Source organism: Vibrio aquimaris (assembly GCF_009363415.1).
Taxonomy (GTDB): Bacteria; Pseudomonadota; Gammaproteobacteria; order Enterobacterales; family Vibrionaceae; genus Vibrio; species Vibrio aquimaris.
On sequence record NZ_CP045350.1, the window covers coordinates 2,372,739 to 2,385,381 of the forward strand.

The following is a 12,643-nucleotide window of genomic DNA, read 5'->3' on the forward strand; positions in this document are numbered from 1 at the left end:
GCTTCGTTTAATTAGAAAAATTAATCTCATTTAACCAGAGAGATAATTTTCTCCGTTAATTCAACCAGCTCAGATTTATCCTCACCATTGTCGTTGAAGATTGAGCGTTCAACGATTTTATCGGCTGACATTAATGGCCAAAATCTGTCGATTACATCATCAGGTTTCATTCTTATAGCATTACCAATGATTTTCTTTGCGTCGCATGTGTCCGTGTACTCAACTTCGATATTTGTTTCAGCCTTAATAAGATTGGGACAAAGATAGTTTTCTATTTCTCTTTTTTTAGTTGAATAAAACTCTCTTCCCTGTGACTCAACCTCATGCTTTCGCTTTAGAATTGATTTGACTTGTGCGGGATCGCCACCAATATCTGAATCCAGAAATACACACCAAGGTAAACCCAGATCATCAGCCAATTTATGAGTTACCCAATGTTTAACGTTACCACTACCACCTGTTTGTAAAGGTACAATACCAGCTTCGTCTAAGCAGCTTGCGACGTGCCCTGCCTCTTTTAGTGTTTTAGTGGTATGACGTAAGAACGTCACATCAGACTTACCTTCGACTAACACTACTCCCTTGGCTCTTTCCATACCTGTTTCAGGCAGAACACCAAGGCTTTCAGCTGCTACTTTAAGAACGTCATCATTTGGCATTTGGACAATAGGGATGGAATTAGCGTCTCTAGTGACGTAACGCATACCTTCAATGGGGATTAGTCCCGCTAATGCTGGGACATGGGTCGTTACCAGGATCTGGCGGCTTGGTTGATTAGCTAACTCAAGCAAGGCTTTCATTAACATTATCTGATAATTGGGATGCTGTGAGGTTTCTGGTTCTTCGATCGCGTAGATCACTTTTCTGGATGACCCAACAACTGCTTTTTCTGCTTCTGCGCGGAAAAAATTCAGCAAGATAAGCCGTCGCACACCACTACCGCGCTTATTAATTGGTATTCCATTTTCACCATCTAAAGTAAAGTTAAAAGTCCATTTGGGCTTATCTTTGAACCTTGGTGTTAATTCATTTGCAAGCTCTGGAGCCATTTCTCGTAGTTTGTCTAAAGTTCTCTCAGCAACCTCTAATACACTGGCTTCTATTTGTTTTTCCAAGTCAGATATTTGTATCTGCAAAGCGGCTTGTGCATCTTTTACTGCCTGTTGGAGCGGGTTTTTAGCTTCTGAATCACCATCACTGCTTTCTCGGTCAGCTTTAAACAAGGCAAACGTTGGTAATTGATCCTGAATCTTCCCCCAAATTGACTTGCCTTCTGTACCCAATCCTTTATCAACGTCTAGAAGTGTTTCTGCAACGTTTAAGTCGTCTGCACTTGCTCGAATAGCTTGCCGCCACATGGAAGCTACACGTTTATCTGAAACAGTATCTTCAACACCTTGCTCCTGGCCAAATTTTTTTAAGTCAGCTATCTTTAGGCCGAGTAGATTGTTAAATCCATCTTGGGTAGGATGAAGACATCGAATATAAGTTTTGTCTGCCTTGCCTGTGGTGTTTGCTTTGAAGGTTTTGACAATTTCCAGATTGCTATCGCTGTTGAGCAAAAGCTCTTCGCTCAAAGTAGTTTCAACGTTATCATCCAAAACGATACTTTCTGGTAACTCTTCAAATTCACATGCAATTTCAAATTTGATTTCTCCCGCAGCTCGCTGAAAACAATTTATATCATTCTTATCGGCCTTTACTCCTTCGGTCTCAAAAAAAATCGCGAGGGCTTCTAAAATTGTAGATTTACCATGGTCATTACGACCAACGATACCTGTCATTGTCTCATCTATAGGTATCGTTGTTGTTTGCTGATAGCCTCGAAAATTAGTGAGTTTGACGGATTTTAAGCGCATAGGTGATTTCCCTATCTCAAGTTTGCAATACAGGAATTTTAACTAATTATAAATAGTTACTGATTTAGTAGATCTTAGATATTAATATGCAACCAATCACATTTCTGTACATTAGATAACTTACGTCAAATAGGAATTTTAAATAGAGGTCAATTTTTTGATGCTAACCAGTTTTGGGGCAAAAACCTCTTACCTGCACAAAACCCTTCAGCGAATTAAAAAAGCCCCTAAACACCAATGCGCTTAGGGGCTAAATCGATTAAAGGTTTGGTCTTTATCTTGTTACGGCGTGCAGTAGGTTACGGCGTGTAGTAGGTTGCCGCGCCTGGGCCAACAGGTAAGCCGAACACAAATACCCATAGGTAGAAGAGTAGGCTCCAGCCGACGATAAAGCACAGTGAATAAGGCAGCATGGTGGCGATTAGGGTGCCAATACCGAGATTTTTCATATAGCGGGTTGCAACTGCCAGAATAAGGGCGAAGTAGCTCATCATTGGCGTGATAATATTGGTGGTCGAATCGCCAATACGATACGCCGCTTGAATGGTTTCTGGTGCGTAGCCAACTAGCATCAGCATGGGTACAAAGATAGGCGCAGTCACCGCCCACTGAGCTGAAGCTGAGCCAATCATCAGGTTAATAAAGCCACACATCAAAATAAAGGCGAAAAACAACATTGGCCCTGTTAAACCAATCTCTTGCAAAAAGTTTGCACCCGACACGGCAAATACTTGACCAAAGTTGGTCCACTTGAAAAAGGCAACAAACTGAGCGGCAAAAAACACCAGTACAATGTACATGCCCATTGAGGACATCGACTTTGACATGGCATCAATCACATCGCGGTCAGTTTTCATTGTGCCGACAACTTTGCCGTAAACCAGCCCGGGAACTGCAAAAAAGACGAAGATAAAGGCGACGATACTTTTCAAAAATGGAGAACCCGCCACTGTGCCGGTATCGGAGCGTAAAATGCCATCTTCTGGCACTATGGTCCAAGCGAGCAAAGCACACACTACCAAAACGGCAAGGCCAGCGCGTTTCATGCCTTTTTTCTCAACCTCGGTTAACTTGCCCAGTGAATCGTGAGATAAGTCTTCTGACGCTTCATCTTGGTTGTATTTGCCAAGTTTAGGCTCAACAATTTTTTCAGTAACAAAGGCGCCCATTGCAGCAATAAAGAAAGTTGAGACAAACATGAAGTACCAGTTAACTTCAGGTCCAACCGTGTAGCTTGGGTCTATCAATTGCGCGGCGGTTTCTGTGATCCCAGATAACAAAGGATCGACCGTACCAATCAGCAAATTAGCCGAATAGCCGCCAGAGACACCAGCAAAAGCGGCGGCAAGGCCAGCTAAAGGATGCCTACCCAAAGAATGAAACAGCATAGCTGCAAGAGGAATAAGGACAACGTAACCAAGCTCAGAAGCCGTATTAGAGATAATGCCAGCAAAGACAACGGTGACAGTGACCATGCGCTTTGAAGCGCCCATCACCATACCGCGCATTACAGCAGAAAGTAGCCCTGAGTGTTCGGCAACGGCAACACCCAATAGGGCAACAAGAACGGTTCCAAGCGGCGCAAAGCCAACAAAGTTTTTCACCAAATTGGTGACGATTAACTCTAGGCCGTCGGCATTAATAAGGCTCACAACATGGATCATGCCGTCTGCCGCTCGTCCCTTTACACCTTCTGGCCTTGGGTCTGCAACCGAAACTTCAAAAAATCCAGCAATGCCTGATGCGACCAACACAGCGGCGCAAAGGATCACAAATAATGTGATGGGGTGAGGCAGTAGGTTGCCTAGGTACTCGACCATGTCTAAAAAGCGCGTGAATATCGGTTTTTTAGGTGAGTTAGGTGTAACTGAAGCAGATGACGTCATCTGATCCCTCCTTGTTAGTTTCTCCTGCGCTTTGTAACAATTTTCCAACAAAGCCTGCGAAGATTACTCAACAAAGAAATCAATTAAAAGTCGTAAATGTAGCAAATCGTTAGTCTGATCATGATATTTCAGGGAATAAAACCCTAAAATTAGTGATACACCCCATACAATCGACAATAATCAATATAATCAGTTACATCACTAATTTTGTTTGCTCAGCGCTGGACGGCTTTAAAACGCGGGTTGGCCTTGCAAATCACATACAGCCGCCCTCTTCGCTTTACGATTTGGCAATCAGGATGGCGATTTTTCGCGCTCTTTAATGATTTCAGTACTTTCATTTACTCGTTTCCTTTAGAAAACTGGCCAAATCGACGCCTAAAGTTCGCCACTCGACCTTCTTGGTGGATCACGCGCTGCTTACCTGTGTAGAAAGGATGAGATTTAGACGACACCTCAACTGTAAAGTAGGGATAGGTTTTGCCATCTTTCCACTCAATAGTGCGATCGGTTTGTAAGGTTGAACCAATCAAAAAGTATTCATCAATACTGGTGTCATGGAACACCACAGTTCGGTATTCTGGATGGATATTGTCTTGCATCGTTAACTCTCAAATAAATGTTATGTTATAACATCATTTATGATAACCATTCTCATTAAGCATTGCTAGCGTTTTTTATGTTAGCTTTACGCCACCCCTGTTTTTAGAGAAAAGCCATGTATTCCTTAGAACCTATCGGTTTTATTGAAAGCCCATATAAAGAGAAGTTTGCCGTTCCTCGCCAGCCGAGACTTGTGACAGAGGCTCGCTCTAGAGTTCGTTTAATCAACGCCGCCAATACTCCAGAAGCAGTAAGAGAGCTGGATCAGTTTTCACACCTTTGGCTGCTATTCTTGTTTGATAAAAACTTAGAGGCTGGCTGGAAACCTACGGTGAGGCCACCAAGGTTGGGGGGCAATCAACGCGTTGGCGTGTTTGCGTCGCGCTCAACATTTAGGCCCAATGGCATAGGTATGTCGGCGGTTGAAATGAAAGGGATAGATCAAGTCGGTGAGCAAGTTTATCTTGATCTTGGCAATGTAGATCTGGTCGATGGCACGCCAATTATCGATATCAAACCTTATATCCCCTACTCTGACTCGATAGAGAGTGCCCATGGTGGCTACGCTGATACAGCGCCCATCACACTCGCGGTAAGCTTTTCACCAGCAGCTACCGAGCAGTTAACCAAGCACCGCGATACTCAACACGTAAAAACTGTTATAGAGCAGGTGCTGGCGCAAGATCCACGGCCAGCGTATAAAAAAGGCAAGCGCGATAGTAAAGAATACGCCGTCAATCTATTCGATTTGAACGTCAAATTTAGCATAAGCGACAACTTAGTCACGGTTACTGCAATTGAGTACTTTTGACAAAGGCGTTTGACTGATATTATAAGCGGCTATTTATTTCCCTGATGGGGATTCTCTCCTCCTGTCCTTCTTGGCTGGAGAAAATAACTTTAATAAACGGATAAAATTAATGCGTACCAGTAATTATCTTCTTTCTACTTTGAAGGAGACTCCAAACGACGCAGAAGTTGTGAGCCACCAGCTCATGCTACGTGCAGGTATGATCCGTAAGCTGGCTTCAGGTTTATACACCTGGCTACCTACTGGTCTTCGTGTACTGCGTAAAGTCGAAAACATCGTTCGTCAAGAGATCGACAATGCAGGCGCAGTCGAAACTTTGATGCCCGTTGTTCAGCCGTTTGAACTTTGGGAAGAGACAGGCCGCAGCGAAAAAATGGGCCCTGAGCTACTTCGCTTTACTGACCGCCATACTCGTCCGTTTGTTCTCAGCCCAACCGCTGAAGAAGTGATCACCAGCCTAGTGCGCAATGAGGTGAGCTCATACAAGCAGTTGCCGCTTAACTTGTACCAAATCCAGACTAAGTTCCGTGATGAACGTCGCCCTCGCTTTGGCGTGATGCGCGCACGTGAATTTTGCATGATGGATGCCTACAGCTTTGATATCGACAAAGAAGGCCTGCAAAAGTCTTACGACGCTATGCATGATGCCTACTGCAAAGCATTCGATCGTATGGGTCTTGAGTATCGCCCTGTGCTTGCCGATTCTGGTGCTATTGGCGGTAGCGGCTCACAAGAATTCCATGTGCTGGCAGAAAGTGGTGAAGATCTTATCGCCTTCTCAACAGAGTCAGACTATGCAGCAAACATAGAAAAAGCCGAAGCTGCTGCTCCTTCTGGTGAGCGCGCACAACCGACTCAAGAGATGACGATGGTTGATACACCAAATGCAAAGACCATTGCCGAGCTTGTAGAGCAACATGGCCTAGCAATCGAGAAAACGGTTAAAACACTGTTTGTCAAAGCATCTGAAGAAGTGGATGCCGATATCATCGCGCTTATCATTCGCGGCGATCACGAGTTAAACGAGGTCAAAGCAGAAAACCTTCCGCAAGTGGCAGCTCCTTTAGAAATGGCCACTGAAGAAGAAATTCGTGCGCTAGTTGGCGCAGGACCTGGCTCTCTCGGCCCTGTCAATCTAAGCCTGCCATTTATCGTTGATCGCACCGTTGCGGTCATGAGTGATTTTGGCGCTGGTGCTAATATTGATGATAAGCACTATTTTGGCATCAACTGGGGCCGTGATGTTGAGCTTGGCCAAGTTGAAGACTTACGTAACGTAATCGAAGGTGATCCTAGCCCATGCGGCAATGGTACCCTAATGCTTAAACGTGGTATCGAAGTGGGTCATATTTTCCAGCTAGGTAACACATATTCTCAAGCAATGAACTGCGGCGTACTTGGTCCTGACGGTAAAAATGTCATCTTAGAAATGGGCTGTTACGGTATTGGTGTATCGCGTGTTGTTGCTTCTGCTATCGAGCAGAACCACGACAAGTATGGCATCATCTGGCCAGACGCTCTTGCGCCTTTCCAAGTGGCTATCGTTCCAATGAACATGCACAAGTCGGAAGAAGTAAGAGAAGCGGCTGAGAAGCTTTATCAAGAGCTCTCTGACATGGGCATCGAAGTCTTATTTGATGACCGCAAAGAGCGCCCTGGTGTGATGTTCTCTGATATGGAGCTTATCGGCATACCTCATACTGTCATAATTGGCGATCGCAGCATGAAAGAAGGTAACTTCGAATATAAGAACCGTCGCACTGGAGACAAGACTCCGGTTGCTATGGCCCAAATCGTCGCTCACCTAAAAGCGCAACTTTCTTAAATCTTAGTAAGTAGTAAGTAAAAGGCTGATGGTAAATACATCAGCCTTTTTAGTTTCTAGCAATGATTCTTATTCTAGAGGCTCAGTCGGCGCTTGGCATTTCACTTTTTTCTCGGCAAAAGGCACATCGATTAATTGATCGGCATTGCCATCGGCCAATTCTCCGCAGTGGAACAAACCAAACTCTCCAGGCTTCATTCGGTGCCATTCTTCATTATCGGTCAGAGGCTGAGTAGCAATCACAGACACCACATCATTTGGCGTCGTTTCTTCCTGAAAGTTGATCTCGACATCTTCATCAATCAAAGACGCTTTACCAAATGGCGCTCGGCGGGTAATCCAGTACAAATGGTTAGTACAATAGGTCATCACATACTCACCATCAGACAACAGCATATTAAAGACGCCCTTCTCGCGCAGTTTGTCACAGCACTGAGCGATAAACTTAAAGACACTCGCCATGTCTTGAGGTGGATGCGGGTATTTGTCTTCCATTTGCTTTAGTAACCAGCAAAAAGACAGCTCACTATCGGTTTGGCCGACGGGACGATGGCGCCCTGTCACTAAATCTTGGTAATCACATAGCTGACCATTGTGAGCAAAGGTCCAATAACGTCCCCACAACTCACGAGTAAAAGGGTGCGTGTTTTCAAGATTCACCGCACCGCGGTTTGCCTGACGTATGTGGCTGATCACAGCACAACTTTTGATTGGATAGTTTTGGACTAATTCGGCAATTTTGGAATCACAACTTGGGTTAGGATCTTTAAAATTACGAAAGCCCTTCCCTTCATAAAAGGTAATGCCCCAACCATCACGATGCGGGCCAGTATTACCGCCGCGTTGCATCAATCCAGTAAAACTAAAACAAATATCAGTCGGCACATTGGCGCTCATTCCGAGCAGTTCACACATAGCTCAAAAAGCTCCTTATAAAACAGCAATACCAGTGCTTAACACTGGTATTATATAAGTTCAATTGACCCTTAACCATTTACAATGATTACTTTTCCATCTCTTTTTCGATTAACTGAATCACTATATGGATGATCTTGATGTGCACTTCTTGGATGCGATCAGCGTAGCCAAAGTGAGGGACGCGAATTTCAATATCTGCAAGCCCAGCCATCTTGCCGCCGTCTTTACCGGTTAACGCGATGGTTTTCATTCCTTTAGCTTTCGCCGCTTCAATTGCCTTTAGAATATTGCCTGAATTACCAGAGGTTGATAAACCAAACAAGACATCGCCAGTAGAGCCAACAGCTTCAACATAGCGAGAAAAAACATGGTCGTAACCAAAGTCATTACTCACACAAGACAAATGGCTAGGATCTGAAATCGCAATGCCTGGATAGCCAGGGCGGTTCTCACGGTAGCGGCCTGTTAGCTCTTCAGCAAAATGCATCGCATCACAATGTGAGCCACCATTTCCACAAGAAAGCACTTTGCCACCTTGTTTGAAAGAATCAGCGAGCATCTTGGCTGCTGCTTCGATTTGAGCAATATTTTGTTCATTACTCAAAAATGCATTCAGTACGTCAGCAGCTTCCGTTAATTCTTTTTTGATCAAATCCTGATACATAGGTTGTTCTCTAATTATTGGGTCTTAAAAGGTCGAGGTCTTTATCGACGTAGTTATAGTCAGAGTTTACTCAAACAATCCTCAGTGTCGATAGCTGCCAGCAAACAATTCCATTTTTATCGTGCTTCTGCGCCTAAAAAACCCGCTCCCCTCTTCATTTTTAGGTTTTTTACTCTACTAAGATCACTTTTCAAGCACATTTGTGTTTTACATTTATTTAATATTTTTATTACACTCTTACTGGTTGGACCTCTAGCTGCATTACAGCGTATAACTAGATAGTAACGCTGAACAAGGAACATAAATTATGGACACTTTGCTTTCTATACTTGGATTTTCTGCTGTACTGGCAGTCTGTCTATATAATCGAACAGCCTTGATCAAATCGATGGCTGCTCTTACCGCAACCTTATTATTACTGTCAGTCTTTGGCGCTGCAGATTCAGTGAGCTGGATCCTTTTCATAGCGTCAGCGGCTGTTCTTACCATTCCCTCGATACGTCAGTCACTGATCAGTAAAAAAGCGCTGACTGTATTTAGAAAAGTACTCCCTGAGATGTCACAGACAGAAAAAGAAGCACTAGATGCGGGGACGGTTTGGTGGGAAGCAGAGCTGTTCAAAGGGAAACCAAATTGGAACGCGCTGCATGATATTCGCGCGCCCGAGCTAAGTGCTGAAGAACAAGCATTTCTCGACGGTCCAGTCAGTGAAGTCTGCGCCATGGTCAATGACTATCATGTGACTCATGAACTAGCAGACTTACCGCCCGAGGTATGGCAATACTTAAAAGACAAAAAATTCTTCGCCATGATCATCAAGAAAAAATATGGCGGTTTAGAGTTTTCGGCTTACGCACAATCTCTGGTTTTGCAAAAGCTCACCGGCGTGTCATCGGTTCTGTCTTCAACCGTTGGGGTACCAAACTCACTTGGCCCTGGCGAGCTTCTTCAGCACTACGGAACCAAAGAACAAAAAGACCATTACCTGCCAAGACTTGCTGAAGGTAAAGAGATCCCATGTTTTGCTTTAACCAGCCCAGAAGCAGGATCCGATGCCGGCTCAATTCCCGACTTTGGCATAGTGTGTAAAGGGGAGTGGGAAGGAAAAGAAGTGCTAGGTATGCGCCTAACGTGGAACAAGCGCTATATCACATTAGCGCCCATCGCTACCGTGCTTGGTTTAGCCTTTAAGCTACGTGATCCTGAGGGGCTACTTGGTGACGAACAAGAAGTAGGCATTACATGTGCGCTTATCCCGACCAATCTCAAAGGTGTGGAGATAGGTAACCGACATTTCCCGCTTAATGTACCGTTTCAAAATGGCCCTACGCGTGGTGAAGATCTATTCGTGCCATTAGATTTCATCATCGGCGGCCCTAAAATGGCAGGTCAAGGCTGGCGTATGTTGGTAGAGTGCTTGTCGGTCGGACGTGGTATTACACTTCCTTCAAACTCAACTGGTGGCATCAAAACCGCGGCGCTAGCAACAGGTGCATACGCTAGAATACGCCGTCAATTTAAACAGCCTATCGGCCTAATGGAAGGGGTTGAAGAGCCGCTCGCTCGTTTGGGTGGTAATGCCTATGTCATGGACGCCGCAAGTAATCTTACTGTAGCCGGAATCGACCTTGGACAAAAGCCATCGGTTATCTCTGCGATTGTTAAATACCACTGTACCCATAGGGGCCAGCAAAGCATTATAGATGCCATGGACATCGTTGGTGGTAAGGGTATCTGTTTAGGCCCATCAAACTTCTTGGCTCGCGGCTATCAGGGCGCACCGATCGCAGTGACCGTTGAAGGTGCCAATATACTGACTCGTTCAATGATTATTTATGGGCAAGGCGCAATTCGCTGTCATCCATACGTACTCGAAGAAATGGATGCCGCTTATTCTCAAGATTCAGATGCGCTAGATAAATTTGACGCCGCCTTAGCAGGCCACGTTAGTTTTACTCTGAGTAATCTAGTACGCAGCTTCTGGTTAGGCCTGACAGATGGCCGTTTTTCATCGGCTCCAGTCAAAGATTCAACCAGTCGTTACTACCAGCAGCTGAATCGTTACAGTGCAAATATTGCCTTCCTATCTGATATTTCAATGGCAGTATTGGGCGGCACCTTAAAACGTAAAGAAAGACTTTCTGCCCGTTTAGGTGACATCCTCAGCCAGCTGTATCTAAGCTCTGCAACATTGAAACGTTTTGATAGTGATGGTCGTATTGCCGATGACTTGCCTTTATTACACTGGGGGCTTCAAGACAGTCTGAAACAAGCAGAAATTGCTATTGATGAGCTGTTGGCAAACTTCCCTAACAAGTGGTTAGGAAAAGCCTTAAGGGTTGTGATTCTTCCTTTTGGTCGAATTAGAAAAGCCCCAAGCGATCAGCTCGATAGTGAAGTAGCGCGGATTCTACAAACGCCATCAGCAACGCGTGATCGTTTAGGACGTAACCAATATTTCCAAGCGAGCGAGTTTAATGCCGCTGGTAAAGTTGAGCAAGCGCTGCATGTCATTTTGCAAGCTGAACCTGTGTTTAACAAGGTATGCCAAGCGATAGATGAGCGACGCCCATTCTTAAGATTGGATCTCATCGCAGATATTGGCCTAGAAAAAGGCATCATAGACTCAGACGATGCCAAGTTACTACGAGATGCTGAGCAGCACCGTTTGTATGTGATCAACGTGGATGACTTTGACCCAAAGCACTTAGCTGCGACACCCAAAGAGGCGTTTCCTCGGATGGATGAAGTAGCGTAAAACAGTCAACAAGGGCTGCCTCGGCAGCCCTTTCTTTTATATCGTGCCAGCACAGCACTATTTCTTAGGCATCTCTAACTGCATTTCAGGCATTTCTTCTTTCTTCGGTCTGAGTTTGAGTTTGCCGATACCAAAATACATTGCTACCCCAATAAGAATCACGACTATGTTGGCAACCGCAATCATAATCATGGTCTTGGTGCGCTTTTCTTCCCGCATCTCAAGCAAACGCATTTCTTCCATTAATTTCTGTTGTTTTAGCCTCTCTTCTTCCTGAAGTCTTCGGGTTTCGGCAATATCAACTTCTTCAAGAACGCTGTATGACTGCTTTTTGATTGGAAAATAGAGTGGTCGGCCCGAACCTAATTCAGTCGCAAAAGCTTGCCCCATCCAAGAGTAGTTGCCAATATCCCCGTTATACGGAATCGGTATTAATACTCGCTCAGCCTCTTCAGCAGCACTTTTTGCCATCACATACTCTGCACCATCTGGCGACAAATGTTTGATTTGAGCCGCAATACTACCGGGCTCTATCATTCCTTTCTCACCCGAAACCGCCACCATGTGCTCTTTACCTTCAAAGCGGCTTTGAATAAAAGTGGTTTGGATCGGCGTTGGGTAGACCAAAACTTCTTGCTCTTGAGCTCGCAGGAAAACACCATTACCTGAAGTGATGCGAACGCGGTACTTGCCCGGTTCAGGAGTGATATTGAGTGAGACCGTAAAGACGCCATCTCCAGCCACCTCGTCCAAACCAATCCCATCATCAGCAAAGTCTCCAATTTTATGGGCGATCGGCCTTGCTTCTTTGATAAGTGACGCTTCATTTTCCACATACTTAGTGAAAGTCACCAAGAGATTGACTCTATCTAGAAAGTCTCTCATCACTATCGGTTGGTCGTCAGAAGTAATACGAGCGGTGAATTTTATTTGCTCTCCCTGAAACAGCCGAGATGGCATTCTTTCCGTGGTAAGAGCGAGGTGAGAAATCAAAACGATTTTATTTTTTGGGGTAACTTTACCGACGGCCTGCCATGGCCCTGGCATCGGCTTATCGATGGAGATGATATCCATTGCTGGCTCCTGATACCAGCGCACATTATCCGGCTTACGCCATGCATAATATTTTTTACCATCAGGACGCACCAAAACCACAGGTCGTGAGCGTTCAGCTCGATAAACAACAAAAGTGATTTGTTCTATGGTCGGATCGACTCGAAATCGATTATCAAGCAGAGTCATTGAAGATTCCTCAGCATACACAAAGGCACTGGCTAACAAACCAAATAAGGTAAACCAAATCTTCAACATTTCTTCTC

General features: G+C 44.8%; 10 protein-coding genes. 3 read left to right on the forward strand and 7 right to left on the reverse strand.

From position 1 onward, the window contains the following. Positions 1–26 precede the first annotated feature (26 nt). The 4 genes from FIV01_RS10955 to FIV01_RS10970 form a co-directional block, all read right to left on the reverse strand. The gene (locus FIV01_RS10955; protein ID WP_152431033.1) at positions 27–1,859 is read right to left on the reverse strand and encodes an AAA family ATPase; all 1,833 of its coding nucleotides are present in this window, start codon (positions 1,857–1,859) and stop codon (positions 27–29) included. A 299-nt stretch (positions 1,860–2,158) separates the two neighbouring features. Further along, a complete protein-coding gene (locus FIV01_RS10960) occupies positions 2,159–3,745 on the reverse strand; it encodes an AbgT family transporter (protein ID WP_152431034.1) in 1,587 nt (528 codons plus the stop codon). A 215-nt stretch (positions 3,746–3,960) separates the two neighbouring features. Beyond that, positions 3,961–4,086, reverse strand: coding sequence for a type B 50S ribosomal protein L36 (gene ykgO, locus FIV01_RS10965; protein WP_152431035.1), 126 nt, complete (start codon positions 4,084–4,086; stop codon positions 3,961–3,963). Then, the gene (locus tag FIV01_RS10970; protein ID WP_114786598.1) at positions 4,087–4,347 is read right to left on the reverse strand and encodes a type B 50S ribosomal protein L31; all 261 of its coding nucleotides are present in this window, start codon (positions 4,345–4,347) and stop codon (positions 4,087–4,089) included. It lies immediately after the preceding gene. Positions 4,348–4,463: 116 nt separating this feature from the next. Between FIV01_RS10970 and tsaA the strand changes: the two genes are divergently transcribed. Continuing rightward, on the forward strand, positions 4,464–5,159 hold the full coding sequence (tsaA, locus tag FIV01_RS10975; protein WP_152431036.1) for a tRNA (N6-threonylcarbamoyladenosine(37)-N6)-methyltransferase TrmO: 696 nt from the start codon (positions 4,464–4,466) through the stop codon (positions 5,157–5,159). A 109-nt stretch (positions 5,160–5,268) separates the two neighbouring features. Further along, positions 5,269–6,984, forward strand: a complete 1,716-nt coding sequence (locus FIV01_RS10980) for a proline--tRNA ligase (RefSeq protein WP_152431037.1) — start codon at positions 5,269–5,271, stop codon at positions 6,982–6,984. A 69-nt stretch (positions 6,985–7,053) separates the two neighbouring features. Here FIV01_RS10980 and FIV01_RS10985 read toward each other — a convergent pair whose 3' ends face one another. Both FIV01_RS10985 and lpcA read right to left on the reverse strand, forming a co-directional pair. Further along, complete coding sequence (locus tag FIV01_RS10985; RefSeq protein WP_152431038.1) at positions 7,054–7,899, reverse strand: class II glutamine amidotransferase; 846 nt, start codon at positions 7,897–7,899, stop codon at positions 7,054–7,056. Between the two features lie 88 nt (positions 7,900–7,987). After that, entirely contained in the window at positions 7,988–8,566 is a 579-nt protein-coding gene (lpcA, locus tag FIV01_RS10990) for a D-sedoheptulose 7-phosphate isomerase (RefSeq protein WP_114785266.1), read from the reverse strand. 307 nt (positions 8,567–8,873) lie between these two features. On the opposite strand from lpcA, the gene fadE reads away from it, so the two are divergent. After that, on the forward strand, positions 8,874–11,324 hold the full coding sequence (gene fadE / locus FIV01_RS10995) for an acyl-CoA dehydrogenase FadE (protein WP_152431039.1): 2,451 nt from the start codon (positions 8,874–8,876) through the stop codon (positions 11,322–11,324). A 57-nt stretch (positions 11,325–11,381) separates the two neighbouring features. Here fadE and FIV01_RS11000 read toward each other — a convergent pair whose 3' ends face one another. Next, positions 11,382–12,635: a TIGR03503 family protein gene (locus tag FIV01_RS11000; RefSeq protein WP_152431040.1), complete on the reverse strand. Its 1,254-nt coding sequence runs from the start codon at positions 12,633–12,635 to the stop codon at positions 11,382–11,384. Between the last annotated feature and the right edge of the window lie 8 nt (positions 12,636–12,643).